Annotated in this window: 15 protein-coding genes and 3 pseudogenes; 4 read left to right on the top strand and 14 right to left on the bottom strand. The window is 61.9% G+C overall.

Going from position 1 to position 17,969, the window contains the following annotated elements; all coding sequences use genetic code 11:
- Positions 1–68: 68 nt before the first annotated feature.
- From K6I40_RS21865 to K6I40_RS21855, 3 genes and pseudogenes are all read right to left on the bottom strand, one after another.
- Positions 69–1,909: pseudogene (locus K6I40_RS21865) on the bottom strand (ABC transporter substrate-binding protein).
- Positions 1,910–2,104: 195 nt separating this feature from the next.
- Complete coding sequence (locus K6I40_RS21860) at positions 2,105–2,755, bottom strand: helix-turn-helix domain-containing protein (protein WP_222916571.1); 651 nt, start codon at positions 2,753–2,755, stop codon at positions 2,105–2,107.
- Between the two features lie 110 nt (positions 2,756–2,865).
- A complete protein-coding gene (locus K6I40_RS21855; protein WP_222916562.1) occupies positions 2,866–4,356 on the bottom strand; it encodes an SLC13 family permease in 1,491 nt (496 codons plus the stop codon).
- A 247-nt stretch (positions 4,357–4,603) separates the two neighbouring features.
- Here K6I40_RS21855 and K6I40_RS21850 point away from each other — a divergent pair, with 247 nt between their 5' ends.
- Positions 4,604–5,110, top strand: a complete 507-nt coding sequence (locus tag K6I40_RS21850; RefSeq protein ID WP_222916560.1) for a DUF2391 family protein — start codon at positions 4,604–4,606, stop codon at positions 5,108–5,110.
- A gap of 71 nt (positions 5,111–5,181) precedes the next feature.
- Here K6I40_RS21850 and K6I40_RS21845 read toward each other — a convergent pair whose 3' ends face one another.
- The 3 genes and pseudogenes from K6I40_RS21845 to K6I40_RS21840 form a co-directional block, all read right to left on the bottom strand.
- Entirely contained in the window at positions 5,182–6,018 is an 837-nt protein-coding gene (locus K6I40_RS21845) for a GNAT family N-acetyltransferase (RefSeq protein ID WP_222916558.1), read from the bottom strand.
- A 162-nt stretch (positions 6,019–6,180) separates the two neighbouring features.
- Positions 6,181–6,371 (bottom strand): annotated as a pseudogene (locus tag K6I40_RS28670) (AMP-dependent synthetase); the annotation flags it as partial.
- Between the two features lie 56 nt (positions 6,372–6,427).
- The gene (locus K6I40_RS21840) at positions 6,428–6,661 is read right to left on the bottom strand and encodes a hypothetical protein (protein WP_222916556.1); all 234 of its coding nucleotides are present in this window, start codon (positions 6,659–6,661) and stop codon (positions 6,428–6,430) included.
- Between the two features lie 130 nt (positions 6,662–6,791).
- Here K6I40_RS21840 and K6I40_RS21835 point away from each other — a divergent pair, with 130 nt between their 5' ends.
- Together K6I40_RS21835 and K6I40_RS21830 are read left to right on the top strand one after the other, a co-directional pair.
- Positions 6,792–7,346 (top strand): Rieske 2Fe-2S domain-containing protein, encoded by a 555-nt coding sequence (locus tag K6I40_RS21835; protein WP_222916553.1) that lies wholly within the window; start codon positions 6,792–6,794, stop codon positions 7,344–7,346.
- Between the two features lie 163 nt (positions 7,347–7,509).
- Positions 7,510–7,959, top strand: coding sequence for a response regulator (locus K6I40_RS21830; RefSeq protein WP_222916551.1), 450 nt, complete (start codon positions 7,510–7,512; stop codon positions 7,957–7,959).
- Between the two features lie 69 nt (positions 7,960–8,028).
- Here K6I40_RS21830 and K6I40_RS21825 read toward each other — a convergent pair whose 3' ends face one another.
- The 3 genes from K6I40_RS21825 to K6I40_RS21815 all read right to left on the bottom strand — a co-directional run bounded on the left by K6I40_RS21825 (position 8,029) and on the right by K6I40_RS21815 (position 10,094).
- Positions 8,029–8,910, bottom strand: a complete 882-nt coding sequence (locus K6I40_RS21825; protein ID WP_222916549.1) for a TIGR01548 family HAD-type hydrolase — start codon at positions 8,908–8,910, stop codon at positions 8,029–8,031.
- 68 nt (positions 8,911–8,978) lie between these two features.
- Positions 8,979–9,611: a metalloprotease family protein gene (locus K6I40_RS21820; protein ID WP_222916547.1), complete on the bottom strand. Its 633-nt coding sequence runs from the start codon at positions 9,609–9,611 to the stop codon at positions 8,979–8,981.
- Positions 9,612–9,689: 78 nt separating this feature from the next.
- Complete coding sequence (locus K6I40_RS21815; protein WP_222916545.1) at positions 9,690–10,094, bottom strand: UPF0146 family protein; 405 nt, start codon at positions 10,092–10,094, stop codon at positions 9,690–9,692.
- Positions 10,095–10,133: 39 nt separating this feature from the next.
- Here K6I40_RS21815 and K6I40_RS21810 point away from each other — a divergent pair, with 39 nt between their 5' ends.
- Positions 10,134–10,655 carry an archaemetzincin family Zn-dependent metalloprotease gene (locus K6I40_RS21810; RefSeq protein ID WP_222916543.1) on the top strand — a complete coding sequence of 174 codons (522 nt, stop codon included), beginning with the start codon at positions 10,134–10,136 and terminating at the stop codon, positions 10,653–10,655.
- Between the two features lie 54 nt (positions 10,656–10,709).
- Here the strand turns inward: K6I40_RS21810 and K6I40_RS21805 are convergent.
- From K6I40_RS21805 to K6I40_RS21785, 5 genes and pseudogenes are all read right to left on the bottom strand, one after another.
- Positions 10,710–12,523: pseudogene (locus tag K6I40_RS21805) on the bottom strand (ribosome biogenesis/translation initiation ATPase RLI).
- 1 nt (position 12,524) lies between these two features.
- Entirely contained in the window at positions 12,525–12,842 is a 318-nt protein-coding gene (locus tag K6I40_RS21800) for a hypothetical protein (protein ID WP_222916541.1), read from the bottom strand.
- Between the two features lie 84 nt (positions 12,843–12,926).
- Complete coding sequence (locus K6I40_RS21795) at positions 12,927–13,775, bottom strand: hypothetical protein (protein ID WP_222916539.1); 849 nt, start codon at positions 13,773–13,775, stop codon at positions 12,927–12,929.
- A 2-nt stretch (positions 13,776–13,777) separates the two neighbouring features.
- A complete protein-coding gene (locus K6I40_RS21790; protein ID WP_222916537.1) occupies positions 13,778–14,350 on the bottom strand; it encodes a hypothetical protein in 573 nt (190 codons plus the stop codon).
- 528 nt (positions 14,351–14,878) lie between these two features.
- Entirely contained in the window at positions 14,879–17,869 is a 2,991-nt protein-coding gene (locus K6I40_RS21785) for a flagellin (RefSeq protein ID WP_222916535.1), read from the bottom strand.
- Positions 17,870–17,969: the final 100 nt, after the last annotated feature.

Raw genomic sequence — 17,969 nt, 5'->3', positions numbered from 1 at the left:
GGGTCGGGTCCGTGCCCGCGGAATTCGCGGGAGAGTGGCCGTCGTGTGGTGCATTGGATTCCGTCTGTTCATGAGAAATCTGGCTGGTCGAGATCCGAGCGGCGCTTGTGGGAGTTCTCGGGCTGGATACGCTCGACGAACGCGCCCCAGGCCTCGCCATTGGGGAATCGCAGGTTGTCGTCGCTGTCCCAGGTGTAGCCCGCCTGCTCGAGGATCGTCCGCGCTTCCTCGGTATCGTAGTTGTAGTCAGTCGTCTCGGGATTGTGCCACTGGGTGAGCGACGAGATCAGGTTCTCTCCGGACGGGACCGTCGCCTGACCCTGGAGGAAGTCCTCGACGAACCCTTCCGAGTCGACCGCTTTCGACAGTGCGATACGGAACTCCTTGTCCCGGATCGGCGGACAGGAGAACATGAGCTTCGCGTTCAGCGGCGCGTAGCTACCGACGGACAGCTTCTCGATCCCATCGGTGTTGGCCGCGCGGTCAGCCTGCAGGTCCGAGAGTGTCGTCCCGATCGCGTCGATCGCGCCGCTCTGGAGCGAACCGATCAGTGCGTCGACATTGCTCACATTGATCCAGATCACGCTGTCGACGCCGGGGCCGCGTTCGGCCTGATCGCCCAGCGCATCGGTCCGCCAGTCGTCGTCGAACATCCAGTGGCCCTCGTTGCGCGAGGCCTCGAACCGGGTCCCCTGTTCCCAGTTTTCGAACTGGAAGGGGCCGGTGCCGACGGGCGCGTCAGGGTTGTGCTGGGACGGGTTGTCGACGTCCTCCCACCGGTGTTTCGGGAGGATAACGCTTCGGACGACGCGCTGGGTCATGAACGATGCGTCGGGGTTCGCCAGGTTGAATCGCACCTCGTGATCCCCGAGTATCTCGACCGACTCGATGGGTTCGTAGAACGGCACCTGGCTCGTAGAGGAGTACTCCTGGTACAGTTCGACGGTGAACTTCACGTCCTCGGCGGTGAACGCCTCGCCGTCGTGCCACTCGACGCCCTCGCGCAGCGTGAGTTCGACAGTCGTATCGTCGACGAAACCGCCGCCGGTCGCCAGTGCGGGGACCACGTCCAAATCGGGTGTCGCGTCGAATAATCCGTCGTAGATGAACGTGAGTCGATTGGCCTCCGCGCCGCCGGCGGCCCACGGCAGGTTCAGCGAGTTCATCGACGTGGTGACGCCCTTGACGTAGGTCCGGTTGTCCGCCTCGGGCTGGAGGTTGACCTCCGTCCAGACGAACGAGTCCATCGTCGGGCCGTTGCCCGGCGTTTCGACGTAGCCGCTCCACCGTTCCGTGTTCACCGCCGTGATGATGTTCGGGTACAGCGTGATGAGCGCCCCGACGTCTTCGGCGAACAGTTCCTGTGCGCGGTCGACGAGTTCTTCGCGCTCCTCACGATCGGTCGTCTGGGCCTGTTCTGTGAGAACCGCTTGTAGCTCGGGATTGTGGTAATTGTCGTAGTTCGAGAGCGACCCCTCGGTCGCGCGCATCAACAGCGGGTTTGGATCGAGCCCCCGCTGCGGGTCCGGCCCGTGCGTACTCATCGAAATGACCGCCTCGAGCCCCCGCGTTTTCCAGCTCTGGGCGTACAGCTGGTTCAGTGGCCGATCATTGAGCCCGACGGCCATACCCAACTCGTTGAGACCGCGCTTGACCATCAACGCGTGCTCGCGCATCCACGGGTCGTCCTCGCTCGAGAACTCGACCGGCAACTGCTCGAGTACCGACCCGGCCGTTGCGCTGTAGTCCAGCGGCGGCGAGTCGGCGTCGACGGTCTCCCATTCCCGCCAGTACTGTGTCTCGACGGTCTCCGGTACCCCTCGGGCACGTCCGGCTCGAGACTCTCACCACGGCTGCTACTACAGCCCGCAAGCGCGCTCGTTCCGAGCGTCGCGGCGGCCGCGGCGATGTAGCCGCGTCGTGAGAGTCGGTCGCATGCCCTGCCGACCGAACTATCATCATTTTCTCTTGTCGTCATCCATCCCCACGTTACGGACTCACTAGGTTCTGTTTACTCCCATAGCGACCGATATCTATCGAACTTTAAAACGGGGCGACTAACTATGACTCCCTGGTCACGCTCGAGAGCGGATTCGGTCCGGGATCAGTCGCGAGGACCGTAGATGAGTTCGAGCAGGGTCCGCTCGGCGGTCCGGAGTCGCTCGTTGACCGTCGACTGGGTAACGTCGAGTTCGTCCGCGAGGTCCGTCTCCGATGTTTCCCGGGGCACATCGAAGTAGCCGCGGGTGTAGGCCGTCTCGAGGACCGCCAGCTGGTCATCGGTGAGTTTCGAGACGAGGACCTCCGTCAGCCGGCCGCTGTCCAGTGGCTCGCCAGGCTCCTCGTCCTGAGTGACCGACAGCAGCTCGAATTCACCCAGTGTCTCCTGAATTTCGTCGGCCATCGAGCGGAACTGATCCCAGTCGCGTGCGGTCGTCACGACTTCGAAGACGCCGTTCTGGAGGACGATCCGGTTCGGAATCGCCTCCTGGCGCAACACGAGGCTCAGAATGAACGGGTACGACTCGTTCGCCAGAATAGTAAGCCGACGGATCTCGAGATTATCGGACGCGGTCGGGATCTCGCTGCTATAGAACAGTGATGCACCGGAAATCCCCTCAAGGGCCGTCTCGGGATCGAATTCGGTATTCGAGGCGACGGTCACCGACTCGAGCCATGTCCCGTCCTCGACGTAGAAGGCGTTATCGAGTTCGATACTCCGGACGTTGTCCAGCGCCTGCTGGAGCTTTGCCATCACGCCCGTCGGGACAGTTGTGAACTCGACGCGTAGAATTTGCGACCCTCCGTACAGGGTAGAGTCCGGCCCGCTCATATATAGCTCACGTTTGTCGCAGTCGATCGCTGTCAGCTCACCAGTGGCCAGTAGACGAGCCACGCGAGCGCGGCGACGACGATCGAGAGTCCCATCGTTACGAGGCCGAACGCGGCGACATCGCGGTGTGACAGCGGCCCGCGATCCATCGAGACCAGCACTGCCGTCGTGTTGAACGGCAGGATCGTCGTCGAGCCGACGACCAGTAAGACGGTCAGCGCGAGCGGCAGCCGAGCGATGCCGAAGACGCTCGCGAACTCGAGGACGATCGGGAGCGCAACGACAATCGCCGCTGAGCCGGTTGAAAACAGGATCCGGATGCCGATGGCGATGGCGATCAACACGGCGACGATCTGCCAATCGGCGAGCGCCGCGAACGGGATCCATTGTGTCAGCGCGTCGATGACGGCCGTAATTGCGCCGGTCGCGTTCATCACGTCCAGTATCGACAACATCGCGCCGATGAGGAAAATGATGCCCCAGCTCACGTCTGTGATGTCCTCGCCTGTGATGACGCCGACGGACGGGAGCGAGAGCACCGTGACCGCTGCAACTGCGGGGACCACCGTCGGAAGCCCGACGAACGAGCCGCCGATCCAGCTCGCGACGGCTCCGAGGAGGACGAGTCCCACGAGACGCTGGTCGCGCGTCAGCGAGGCCGTCCCGTCGCCGTCCGTCTCCGGGTGAGTCTCGTCACCGTCCGCTCGCACCTCGATTCCGTCGCCGTCCGCGTCCGGCCGGGGCGCACCATGCGCGCCGACCGTTGCTTTCCCACCGACCCGCGCGAAGAGCCCCGCAGCGAGGGCCGCCAGCGCGTACAGGAGGATCGTTGGCGGCACCATCAACACAGCCCAGTCGACCCACGTGATCGGCCGTACCGACGTCGCGACGATCTCGGAGGTGACCAGCGCCATCCCGCCGCCGGTCATCAGCGCCATCGACGCGATGGGATTGACGTGGCCGAGAACGAGAAATGCTGCACTCTCGAACCCGCCGTCGGCGTCCGGTCCGAACGCGCCCGCGAGTCGCTTCACGATGGGGATGAACGTGATCGCACGGGCCATCGCGGAGGGCATGACCAGCGCCAGCGCGAGGACACTGCCGGCGACCGAGCGCAGCGCCCGGCGCGGCGTGCTGTCCGCAGTCAACAGTCGTCGCGCCAGCCGCCGATCGAGCCCGACGCTCGTCGTCGCGTTGCCCAGCAACAGGAGGCAGAGCAGAAAGAACACGAGCGTTGAGGTGAAGCCCGTCGTCGCCGCGCTGAACGACTCGACGGTCCCCAGCGCGAACAGTAACGTGACGCTGAGAACGCTCGAGACGACGTATGGCACGGGCCGAGTCAGCCACAATACGAGCGCTGACAGGAAGACGGCCAGCGTGCGTTGGCCCTCAACGGTCAGCGCCGCCGGTGGGGGCAGTACCGTCCCGGCGACGAGCACGACGGCGGCCGCGAGCAGCCCCGCGACCTGCCGTGACGGCACCGTCGCCGTCAGCCCCCGCCGCTCGCCGGATCCATCGCCCATTACTGTCATCCTCGCTACTCCCGCTGAAGAATCTGGTGACACCGTGATCGGGGCAGATCAGGACGGCGGCCATCTCTCGCGAACTCGTGAATCCCACCCGCTGATCGTATCGGCCGGAGTCACCTCCTCGAGGGTCACCCTCGTAATCCCCAATTGATGACGGGAAAATCCAGTTGCACTGGGTCACCAACGCGAGTATCGGACGTTCGAACGGGACCGTTTTACCGTTCCGCCGTAATCTCTCGCTATGAAACTTCGACGGCCGCGCCGGCCGCGCGATTTCCGGCTCGCGGACTCCGCCCAGCAGATCGTCGGCGGGTTCCTGCTCGCCGGTCCGTTCGTGGTCACCGAAGAGGTCTGGGTGCTCGCGGGGAACATGCATATCCTGCAGGCGCTTTCGATCGTCGCCATCGTCTTCGCGATCGGCTACGCAGCGCTGTACAAGGCGGACACGACCAGAGATATAGACGACGAACAGGAGGTTGCCGGCATTCCAATTCGGTTTATCTCACTCATGTGTGTCACCTTCGGCTCGGTAACCGTGCTCGCGCTCCTGTTCGGTGCCCCTTGGACGTTCCTCGAGGACGCCACGACTGCCTGCGAGCCCGTGCGCCTGTTTCGTGCCTCCGGCCCATTCCTCGAGAACGCCGCGACCTCATGTGAACTCGTGCTGACCTCGTTCAAAGCGGTGACCGTGGGCTCGGTCTTCAGCGTCGTCGGTGCGGCGACAGCCGACAGCATCTTCGCGAAGTGATGTCGCCTCAGTTCGGCTCCGAGCGGCCGACTCGAGACGCCGGGCGATCCGGCTCCGTACAGTGAGAGCCGTTACAGGTACGAGTCGTCGTACGATTCCTGGGATCGCTCCGCGTGGGAGTTGCCGCAGTCACTGCACTCGAGCCGGTCCATGTTGTCCATCGTGACGTCGAGCGAGCCACAGTTCGCACAGTAGTACCCGTACTGTTCCTCGTGGGCCTCGTCCTCGTAGGTGACGAAAAACGACGCCGCGGTGCCGGACTCTTCCTCGTCGCGGGCAATGTACGCCGTCTCGCCGTCGTCGGTCGTCGTCAGGTGACCGTCGGTCGTCTCCGTTTCGGGGAACTCCTCGCCTGCCGCGTCCGCTTCGTTATCCGAATCCGTCGTTCTTGACTCCGTTGGCAGCTCCACGTCGACGTCCACGTCCGCGTACACGTACTTCACGAGGGATTCCTCGGCGACCTCGATGCGCCGGTCCCCGTTGTGCTCGAGGCCGAACTGTTCGACGAACTGATGGCCCTCAGTGTTTGCCTCGAGGACGGTGACGCAGACGTGTTCGGCCCCCCGATCGCGGAGCGTCTCGTTCGCGGTCTCGTACAGCTCCGTCCCGATCCCCTTCCCCCGGTGTTCCGGATCGACGAAGAGCCAGTTCACCTCGCCCCACTCGTCTGCGAGGCGGCCTTCGACGAACCCAGCGATGGTCGTGCCCTCGATCTCATCGCCTGTTTCGACGACGTGGAGCAACGTGTTCTCGTCGTCGATCTTGTCGGCGACGGCGTCGTCGCCGAACTGATCGTCAGTGATTCCGTCGATCTGCCCCGGACTGAGCCTGAACGAGGTCGTCATCGAACTGTCCACGACCTCTCGAATCCGCTCGGCCTCGTCCGGCTCCGGTTCCCGAATCTCCATACCGAATACTTGGTATCGACCCGGATAAGATGGCTGCAGGCGGGGACATGCGGATTTATTTGGGGGTTCCACTCCCGTCGGCACGCCGGCCGACGCTTGCCTCGACCTCGCTCGAGGACGACCGTTCGCGATCGAATATGCAGTGACTTCTGCCCGACAGTATCACTCCTCGTCGGTCCCCTCGCGTTCTCGCAGAGAGCGACGACGGATCTTGCCGGTCGTCGTAGTCGGAGCCACTCGACGAACTCGACGTGCTGGGGGTGCTCGTACTCGGCAAGTCGGTCGGTGACCAGATCGCGGATTTCCGCGTGGGGTTCGTCAGGATTGTAGCCGTCGACGGCCGGTTTGACGAACGGCGTTTTTCGACACGTGTGAAAATCGACGGGAAACCAGCCGGTACGCCGCCTGGTCAGTCCTCTTCCGTCTCTTCCTCGTCCGTTTCCTCAGCATCTGTCGCTTCTTCGTCGGTTTCGCCGCTCGGTTCCGCTTCGCCTTCGACCTCGATCTCCGCCTCGACTTCGATCGTCAGTCCGTCGGCCTCGAGTTCGCCCTCGAACTCGCGTTTGTCTCCGACCTCGATCTCGAGTTCGTTCGAGTCCACTTCGACTTCGACCTCGACGTCGACGGTGATTTCGTCGTCCATACGCGTTCTTCAGCCGGCGTCCCTAAAGGAATATCGTGCGTTTTCGGGAATCGAATCCGCGTGCTCGTCACCGATTCCCCGCGGTGACCTGGTCCGGAACGTATTTTTAGGCCGGCCGAAAAAGGAGTGCATGACTGATTCCGTCCACGTAACACTCGAGGGTGACGACGAATCCACCTCCGTTCGCGTCTACGACGATAAGGGCGATGTGTCGACCGACGACGCAACGTTTCGGTTCAGCGTCGACGGCGGAATCAGGGATGACTCGAGCGGCGACGAGACCGATGCAGCGGCCGGGAAGCGAGAGACGGCCAACGGTGACGATCCCCGCCGAATCGCGCCGCTCGCGGACGTTCCGACGAACGGGACGCTCCGGTGTGAAGCCCGACGCGACCGTCGCGGAACGGAACTGATCCTCCGACGGGAGGGCAGCGAGGTGTCCGCGTGGCGAAACTCGTGTCCGCACAAGCCCGAGGTCCGCATCGATCCCGGTCCGGGGGCGATCGTCCGCGATGATCAACTGGTGTGTCACGAACACGGCGCGCGCTTCGAGTGCGACGACGGCGTCTGTACGGCGGGCCCATGTCGGGGCGACGCGCTCGACTCGATCGCGGTCGCCGTTCGCGACGGGGCCGTCTATCTGACCGACGACCGCTTCGATTCGTGTCGACGGCTGAACGAGTAGGCCGTTCGTTATCGTCGAAATCCGCGTTCGAGTCTCGAACTGCCGCGGAGTGGTCTCTACCACCCTGTCGACTCCTGTCACTGCCCTCGGAAAAGTACACATCTGATTACATTACCTCCCGATAACCGTATGGTTCTTTTAGGACTCCGATCCAAACAGTAGTATGTCTCCACCGATTGAGGACGCGATCACCATTCTACTGGTCGAACCGAACCCCGGCGATGCCCGTCTGTTCTCCGAATCGTTCGACGATGCGAACATCGCGAGCGAGATCCATACCGTCACCGACGGTGAGGACGCGCTCGATTTCGTCTATCAGCGAAACGATCACGCGGACAGCCCGCGTCCGGACATGATCCTGCTCGACTTCCAGCTTCCCGACATCGACGGCGCGGACATCCTCTCCGAACTTAAGTCGGAGGAGGCGCTGCGATCGATCCCCGTGATCGTGATGACGAGTTCGGCGTCCGAAGAGGACATCGCCCGATCCTATGACCTCCACGCGAACGCGTACGTCCAGAAACCGGTCGAACCTGACGAGTTCATCGAACTCGGTCGTTCGTTCGAGGACTTCTGGTTGACGTTCGTCCGCTTCCCCGACGAACAGCCCTAACGGACCGTCCGAACCGTCCCCCGCTCGAGCACTCGTCTCCTTGTTCGACCGTTCGTCCCCCGCTCGAGCCTACGACTCGAGCCAGTCCGGCAATGCGTTGACCGACTCGAGGATCGCCGCCGCGCCCTCGTTCTCGTACTTCAGTCGACCCTCTTCGCCGGTCAGCCCGCCGGTCAGGACGCCGATACCGCGGTACTCTCGGTCGGAATCTGCCTCGCTCGCGTTGACCGCCGTCCGAACGTCGTCTAACGTGTCGCCGACGAAGACGACGCTCTCGGCGTCGAACCGCTCCGCGAGCGTCGTCAGCGCGCGCGGGTGCGGCTTGCCCTCCTCCCAGTCGTCCATCGTGAAGCGGTGCTCGACCGGAACCGCATCGTCGAGCCCGACTCGATCGAGGGCGATCTCGGCCTCGGCCGCCGGCCGCCCGGTCAGGACGCCCACGTCGTAGTCCGCGAGCAGCTGATCGCGGGCCTCGGGCTCGAGCAACACCGGCTCGTCGTGGATGAATCCGGCCGTCTCCCGCTCGAGGTCGGGCTCGCCGCCCTCGAGCCCGCGGTAGAGTTCGTCGCCGAGGTATAGTTGCTGGAAGACGTCGCGGAGCCGCTCGCGGTCCCAGCGCCCCGTCACGCGCTGGGTCGCCCGCGCACCGATCGCCTCGCGGACGACGCTCTCGGCCGCCTCGAGACCGCCGCCTGAAGCGGCGATCTCGTCGGTATAGGCCTCGAGCGACTGGCTGTAGCCCTCTTCGGCCGCGAGAATGTAGAGCGCGGCAGCGTACGTCAACTCCCAGTCGTTGTTGAACCCGCCTGCGTCCTTGAACTCCTGAATGTCGTCCTTACGGATCGTCCGCCCGTAGACCACGTCGACGGACTCGACGATCGCACGCCGATAGGAGTCGGCGACGTCGACGAGCACGCCGTCGATGTCCAGGACGACGGCAGCTGCGTTCATACCCGTGCGAACGAGCCGACAGGGATAAAGGCGACCGGTATTCGACCGCGTTCGATGACCGTCCCCGATCACAGGAACGGCAACTGAATGCCGACGAAGAGAAACACCGCGATCCCAAGCCCGAGTGCATAGAAAACATCGGCCCACGCCCAGGCGAGCGCGTTCGCGAGGTAAATCACGGCGATGACGGGCACACCCAATAGGACGATCGGGGACCGCCGCCACTCGGCACGAGCGCGATCCCAGAGCGCCGTCGCGTCGCCGGTACTCGGGAACGCGTGGACGCCGACCGATAGCCCCAGCCAGCCCATACCGAGCGCGGCGACGAGTGTCTCGCTCGAGGCCCAAACGTCGCCAGTCGCATCCACGAAGATTGCGAGCCAAAAGAAGATCGTCACGGCGACCGCGGTGTTGACGACGAACGGCGCGACGCCGATGACGAACAGTTCCCGATAGCGCTCGGGCTCGACATGGCGGACGTACCCCGCCGGCGTTCCGAATCCGAAGTACTTGACCTCGAGAACCGGGACGCCGACGACCGAACAGGCCAGCATGTGCGCACACTCGTGGACGGCGACCCCGGGAGCCGTCCCGAGGCGGACGACGTACCAGCTCACGGTCGTGATGCCAACTATCGCGGCAACGAAGACCGCGAGGGCACCGAGAATGAGGAGTCCCTCTACCACCGGTTCGGTGTTCACACCATCTGAAAGGTATACGCAACTAATAATCCATTCGAACGCTGTAGTCGACCTCGACTCCCGCTCGCAGCTAGCTTGTCACTCCGGCAGGGCTCGAGCGACGTACAGCGTCCCCTCCTCGATCGTCACCCGTTCGACCGGCACCGCGGGCTGGTCGCCGCCCAGCGTCGTAAACAGGAAGTCGGCGTCGGCGTCTCGAGCCACCGTTAGTGCCGGCCGGTGGAGTTCCGGCGGCAGATTCCGTGCATACACTGCGTCCGCGCCGGCGTAGACCGACGGGTCGGGGTCGACGACGTCGTCACGGACGAACGTCACGCCGTCCGGAACGTCGCGATCATGGACGTCCGTCGCGGTGACGGAAACCTCGCGTTCAGCGAGCGCTTGAGCGAGATCGGTCCGGCGGCCGATCCCGATCTCGATTATTTGATCGTACTCGTCAAAGTAATTAATTATTGCATCGAGATTCCGGCGAGAGTGGGCCACGGCGGGACGTTTATGCCACCCGCGGCCATAGCCTTTGCTATGCTCGTCGATATTGTACCGGTCGGCAACGTCTCCGCCGAGGTCAAGCGGGCGGCCTCCACCGCGTTGCGATCGGTCTACGACTGCGATGTGTCGGTCAACGACTCGCAGTCGGTCCCAAACGGAGCCTACGACTCCGACCGGAACCAATACTCCGCCGAAACGTTCATCCAGCTCGCCGAACGGGTGGGTCGTGGCGGAAAAAATATCGCGATTACCCCACAGGACCTCTTCTACCGGCGGCGCAACTACGTCTTCGGCCTAGCCTATCTCGACGGTAGCGGCAGCGTCGTCTCAACCTACCGACTCCAGACCTCGAGCGACGGCGGTTTCTCGAATCAGAGCGCCGCCGACATATTCGAGGACCGCGTCCGCAAGGAGATCGTCCATGAGATTGGTCATACCTACGGCCTCGAGCACTGCGACAACAACCGCTGTGTCATGAACTTCTCGCCGACGGTCCGCGAGGTCGACATCAAGGAAGAGAACCTCTGTGGAAGTTGCCAGCGGCTGATTAGCTAATTCCAAGCATCTATTAGTAGCACGGTACCGACTGCTGAAATTCGAGCCGACACCCTACGGCGCGTAGTAGTACTCGCCGTCGCTCTTCTGCTGGCTATCCAGCTGCGATTCGGGCTTGTTGATTCGCGGCCGGGAGGTGCGCTCGTCCCGGCGGAACGTGACCTCGAGGTTCGCGAGGAACTCGTTCATGCCGTCGCGCATCGGCTGTGGCTGGCCGGCGCGACCGTGGACGGCGGGTTCGCCGTCGAAGACCATCAGGCGGTCAGCGAGCAGGTCCATCATGTAGATGTCGTGGTCGATGACCATCACGGTGGCATCCTGCTGTTCGGCGTAGCGCCGGATCGCTTTCGTGGCCTGAACCCGCTGTTCGACGTCGAGGTGAGCCGAGGGCTCGTCGAGCAGGTAGAGGTCGGCCGAATCGGAGAGGCAGGCCGCGATGGCGACCCGCTGGCGCTCGCCGCCGGAGAGATCCGAGAGGTTCTGCTCCATGATCCGCTCTAACTGGAGCGGCTGGGCGATCTCTGTGTTCCAGTAGGACGACCCAAACTGGTCGGTGATCGACGAGAGGAAGGCGTCGACCCGCATATGCTGGTCGATGGTGACGTACTGGGGCTTATAGGAGATATCGAGGTCGAGATCGGCGTCGCCCTCGTCGGGCGTGAGGTTCCCAGTGAGGAGTTTCGCGAACGTCGACTTCCCGATTCCGTTGGGGCCGACAATGCCCAGCACCTCGTTTTCCCGGATCGTCCCACCCTCGATCTCGAGGGAGAACTCGCCGTCGCCGTAGCTCTTCGTGAGGTCGGGATACTCCACAAGCGCGTCGGCGTGGCTCGCGGTGCGGGGCGCGTGCTCCTCGAACTCGATGGGATCCGGCCGGATCCGCATGTTCTCGTTCTCCAGATAGCCCGAGAGATACTCGTTGATCCCGTTGCGAACGGACTTGGGTGGGTGATGACACCGTACGCGCCGGGTTCACCGTAAGCGACGTGGAGCGTGTCGGCGAGTAGGTCCAAGATTGCGAGGTCGTGTTCGACGACGAGGACCGACTTGTCCTCTTCCTCGGCGAGTTCGCGGATCAGCCGCGCTGCGGTCACGCGCTGGCCGATGTCCAAATACGGCGTCACCTCGTCGAGGAAGTAGAAGTCCGTGTCCCGGGCGAGCGTGGCCGCGATGGCGACTCGCTGGAGTTCCCCACCCGAGAGGTCGTCGATCGACTGCTCCATGACGGGCCCGAGCGAGAGCCGCTCGATGAGTTCATCGAGAGCCCCGCGCTCGTCGGTCCGCTCGAGTAGCTGGCGGGTGTTCCCGTCGAAACTGTTCGGAATCTGGTCGACGTATTGGGGCTTCTGTGCGATCGTGATGTCGCCGTCGCGGACGTCCGCGATGTAGTCCTGGAGTTCGGTCCCGCGGTACGCTTCCAGTACCTCGTCCCATCCCGGCGATTCCTCGTGCCGGCCGAGGTTGGGCTCGAGTTCGCCTGCGAGGATGCGAACGGCGGTCGTCTTCCCGATCCCGTTAGGACCGAGGATACCAGTGACCTTGCCCTCCTGTGGAGCGGGAAGCCCGTACAGCGAGAAGGCGTTCTCGCCGTAGCGGTGGACGGGCTCGTCTTGGAGCTCCTGCGGGAGATTAATGATCTCAATAGCATCGAAGGGGCACTTCTCGACGCAGATTCCGCAGGTTTCGCCTAGACAGATCTCTTCGGAGATGTGGATCTGTTCAGGCTGGCCTTCCGCGGCTTCTTCGCCCCGGAGGGTGATACACTCCTTGCCGGTTCGATTTGGCGGACAGTAGTTCTTGCACTCGTAGCTACACCGGTCCGGCTGACACCGATCCAGGTCTACGACGGCGATGCTGTCGTCGGCCATGTTAGCCCGATACCTCCGCGGTCAGCAGGATTCCCCACGCCACGAACCACAGCGAGAAGGTCATGAACGCGATGAACAGGTAGTGTTTCGCCCCGAACTCGTCCTCGCCGTAGATCCCCGAAATATTGATGAGGACGTACTGGACGAGGATCGCCCCGACGACGAACGCGAGCGCCTGCGTGTTCTCCGCAGCCGTCTCGGTGACACCCACCCAGGTTGCAGAGGCCAGCGCTGCACCGACGCCGAGTAGCGCGGACAACGCCGTCACGCTGACCGAGCGGATATGCTCGCGTCGGTCGCTGATCGATTCGGTCGACATGAGGGGAAGTCCGTGACCGGCGGTAAAAAGGCGTTCGCATTAGCCGAAGCGCGTCTCGACGACAACCACACCGAGGGTCCGAACTCAATCCGTGATATAGAAGATGTCGCTGTCGTCGCGATCGTTCCTGTTCTTTCGTTGTTCGGAATAGGTAATTGTGTATCGCTCGCCGGAGCTGCCAACGACATCGATTCCGTCCATTCGGATTTCGACCGTTCCGCTCTCACCGCCATCAGGGTCGTAAACGATCTGGTCGCCGCCATTGTAACTGACCGTGCCAGCTCCACTGACGACGGTCGGGGATCCGGAAGTGTAGTCCACACCGCCGTTCGTCTGCGGACCGCTGACGTTGATATACACGTCGTCGTTGTTCTTCAGCCCGTCACCGCTGAACGAGAACGTCTGACTCGTGTTCCCGGTACCGACATTGTCCGCCTCGAAATTAACCACACCGCTGCCACTTCCTTTGTTACACTGAATGTCAACAGTGGTGTTAAACGATACACCACTAATCGTGGTCGTCGCTCCGTCGACTTCGACGACTTCGACTCCGATATCACGGACGCCGGCAGATACCGAGTCTGCACAGACGACCGTGACGTCCTCGCTCCTTCCCGTTGCGATCGTTTCTCCGGGATTGGGGCTATCTACCGCAAGCGCATCACTGTCGTTGTAGATCTCGAACTCGATGATATCGACATCCTCATTGAGGTTATTGAAAAGCGTCGCTACTTGTTCCGGCGGATCGTCACCGCGTAACGTCCCGATGTCGTTTTCGCTGTCGACACCCAGATACGCGCTCGATTGGTCACTGGGAATGTTTACGGTCGTTCCTCGCTCGGCAGCGAACGAGCTGAACCCGAACACTGGGCCCACAAGTAGCACCGCTCCCATGGCGATAAACAGGACCGCCAGTTTACTGAGTGTCTTCATTGTTACGGTGGCCGTTCCATCTCTCCGAGTCGCATGCGACGGTTCTGTACCGCGTGGACGACCGCGGAGACGCCAAACAGCGTGAACACCAGCGTCGCCCAGCCGAGTTCCGGTACCGTTTCCGTCGGTACTACCTCGAGCCACAGCCCCGCCATTACGACCGAGCCGACGGCGGCAAGCCCCAGATAGTAGACGCCCCACGGGACCGAATCGCCGGGCACGATATCGAGGTAGACGTCTAACTCGGCAGCCTCGTCGGTGAGTTCGATCATCCGATCGTCGAACTCGATAATGTCGGCTCGCTCGAGCGTCGGCAGATGGGTCTGCTGAAGCGACGTGTAGGCTCGCTTTCGTTCGGCGGACGTAATCTCCTCGACCTCCTTGTCGAGTTCCCAGGCGGCGACGTGTTCGGCGAGATCACCCAGCGAAACCGGTTCTCCCTCGCGCTTACAATAGTGAATGGTGTACCGGCGGCGTTGATTGCTTAACAGGTCGAAAATTTCGCCTTCCCGTGACTGATCGTCCTGACCTGTTTCCCCCGCCGTACTCGGTTTGCTCTCGCTGGTCGTCGCCATCCCCTGTTCAGTATGATTATCGGTACTGTTGATACATAACGCTTGTTGCCGATCAACGCGTACCGTCTGAAGCCGCCTACAGTGATCACAGGCCGATTCTCGAAAAGATCGGTAACTATCACCATGACGATAGTGCCGTCCACAACGTTTCTTCGGGCATCGGTTCCCGCTTGCAACGGCCCACGCCTGTCTCGAGACTGTTGATTCGACAAGTGCCCGTTTCGCTAGCGGGGCGTCCCTTCCAACCCGTTCGTTGACTGCTGTACCCTACTCACACTGGACGGAAACCTCACGCTCGAGACGGCGAGTACGAGCCCGCCGACGATAATCAGTCCACGGCCGAGAGACGTAAGCGATCGCATGGGAGATCAATCGGTCACGGCCGGTCGGATTCCGTGTCGAGTGTATTCGGGGCCGTCTCTTCGACCGCTGCCCCGGGTCCACCGAGTTCGACACTCGAAGAGAGCGAACCGGGAGGAATCCTGTCTCGTTCGGACGCGATAAAGTCGAATTGCGCCGGCGCTACAATTAGCCGATGACGATGTTATCGGCGTCGACGTCGACGCCGGTATCACCCGTTACACCGTCCGTCTCGTCCGTGTTGGACTCGCCAGTTCCGACCGACGGCGAACTCCCTTCGTCGGTATCGCCCTCAAGAGTCGGATCCACGTCCTCAACCCCGCCCGCGTCACGGCCGTCGCCGGCGTCGACGTCGGTCGAATTGCCGCCGCCGGGTATGATCGTGATACTGGGTGTTCCGGGATCGACGCCCGCGCGCTCAACCTCGACGTAGACGATCAGATCGTTGAAGTCCGGGTCGTTAGTTCGGTGAGGGTTTCGTTCATAGGCCTCGACCGCGTCATCCCAGAGCGCGTCGATATCGTCCTCGTCGCACCCCCGTCCACACTCGGCCGTATTCTCGAAGAGGAACACGAACTCGCCCGAATCGAGATTGAGTTCGTCCTCGTCTTTCACGAGACCTCGCTCTTCGAGGGCCTCAGTGGCGCTGATCTGTTGGTCCGCACCCGCGGGAAGCGCCGGGATCGTATTGTTCTCGGCGCTCCGAACGCGGACGTTCTGCAGGTTCTCGCCCTGCGACGCGTCGATCGGACCGAATTCGGTATTTGACGATACGTCGTTACACCACTCGAGCGCTCGGTCTTCGGGATCCGAGTAGTGGGATAGTTCGTCGGGGTCGGTGCTTCGGTCGTTACATAGACTATATCTGGTATTCCGCAGGGTGAGTTCTGTCTCATCTTCGACCGTGAAGTTGTACGTGTAACTGTCACCGGTCTTGTCCTGCCATGTCGGCCCAGTGTTGATATTATCACCGTCGGTCGGGTTGTCGAAGGAGTGTTCGGTCCCGCCGTTCGCGACCACGTCCAGGGTCATCGGCGCGAGGAGGTGAACATATTCCCATTTGTCTTCCCAGTAATTCCAGCGTCTGTTGTTGCCAGAGACCTGTGAGCCCACGACATCGACGGTTACATTCGCGTCGTCGATTTCACCCAAGCCAACTCGACCGGGATCGATTCCGGTATCGACGACGAAATCGATGGTCTCGGTTCCGTCGTCCGTCCGAATCGTCGCCCGATACTCTCCGTCGAGGAGTTTGCTCTCGTTGAGCTCCAGCTCGATGGTATCCGATTCGCCGAACGACCGAGTGACTTCCCGTTCGAAGAGGTCTCCGTACGGATTCTCACCCTCGAGGTCGTCGGGCATCTCGTCGAGGTACTCGAGGTTCAGACTGGCGGTCTGTGAGCCGGAGTCGACGCCGGTGTTCTCGAGATCGGTCGTGATCGTGACCGTGTCATCGTCGACTGTGGCGTTCCCGTTCGACAGTTCGAAGTTTGTTCCGGGTTCGCCGACGTAGAACGATCCCTGCTCACTCAGTCCCTCGCCGTCGGCGACGATGTCGTAGTCGTATACCGTTCCCGATTCAAAGTCGTAGTCGGCGGGATTGATGTCGAACGAGACCGTATCGTGTTCGCCGCTGTCGAGCGTTATCGGTTCGGTGCGGTCGACACCGGCCTCCGGAATCGTCACTCTGACTTCCCGTGTCTCGCCGTCGCTGGCGTAGGTGCTCGCGACTTCGCCGTCGACGGTGAACGGTTCGCCAGTAACGACGATCTGATCGCCTCCAACGCCCTCGTCCTCGACGACAATGAACGCCCCCTCGTCTCCAGTCGCCTCCCCGATTACCGTCCCAGTCGCCTCGTCGTCGTCCGTCCGGATCTCGAACTCGTTTGAACCATACGGTAAGGCGCTCTTATTGACCGTCCAGCTGACGGTTCCGGTCGCACCGTAGTCGAGGCTAACCGTCTCGTTCGCGGTGACATCGTGCTCATCGAAATCGATGGTCACGTTCTGGTTACCTTCTTCGATGCCGTGATTCTGGATCTCCGCAGTGATAGTGACGTTTCCGTCACCGGTCGGCATCGTTTCGATGTCGTCCTCGGTCACGTTGAACTCCGAACCCGAGTTGCCGAAGTAGAACGATCCCGGCGGGTCGTCAGCCCTGTCGTCTTCGGTCGCGATTATGTACTTGTAGGTCTCACCGTGGGACAACTCGTCTTTGTATTCGCTGTGTTGGAACTTGAGATCGTTGGCAGCGAGTTCCTCCGGGTCGCCCGGGGATATCGTGACTTCTTTGTTCGTCTCGAGCAGATTGGTGTCGAGTTCTTCGTCCCAGATCGATGCAGTGACTGTCTGCGTTTCGTCTTCGTCACCCGTGTTCTCAATTTTCGCCTCAATGCCGAAGATAGCGTTATTCGGTCCGCCACCGAGCGAGCGATTGAGTCGCTGTTCGTACTCCAGTTCGTTCGCACCGGGTCCCGAGAGCCCCCGATCCTCCGCAACGACGACTGTCGTGGTTTCTACTGGCTCCCTGATACCCGTAATGTTCACCTCGACGGTTTCTTCGGAACTCTTGTGTTCGATACCGACGTTACTGTACTTGTCCTCATTGACTGCATCCGAGAGGAATTGATTCCATCCCTCGTGGTACGTGCTGTCTTCGATCCGGAAACTGACGTCAGTCCCGGTTGAACACCCCTCAGCGGCGTTGTTAATTCGGTCAGTGAGATTAGTCGACTCGCTATGGTTCGCTCGCGCCATCGGATCGCTACCACCGAAATCACCCTCCTCGAGTTGGAGGACCTGAAGCTGTAACCTGTCCCCGTCGTACCCAATTTGGGGTTCCGAAACGATGCTGGTCTGGCCGTTGGTCTGCTCCCAAACGCCACCACCCTGGTGTGCAATCGTCCGGCCGTCAAGTTCGAACTCGAGTGCGCGTAGCTCACCTTTGACAGGCGAACAGCGAGTTCCATCCGTCGCGTTGAACCATCTGACGGAGATATTGCCATCGTCCGTGATCGTCGGCTCCCCTCCCTGCATCTCGTCGATCGGCAGCGGCTGGTCTTCCCCCGTCACCGCGGCCGTCGTGATTCTGTGGTCCGTCTCACTGACGAACTGCTGGGTCTGTTCGTTATTCACTTCCGTTTCAATCGCGTCAAACATTGCCGATCCGGCGACGAACACCAGTGACGCACCCAGTATAACGAGTGCAAACAGCAATACGACCCCGATGATCGGACTCGCCCCTCGTTCCCTAGAATCG

The organism is Natrinema sp. SYSU A 869, assembly GCF_019879105.1.
GTDB lineage: Archaea > Halobacteriota > Halobacteria > Halobacteriales > Natrialbaceae > Natrinema.
The sequence above is the reverse complement of the archived record's forward strand: the minus strand, read 5'-3'. Positions and strand labels throughout refer to the sequence as shown.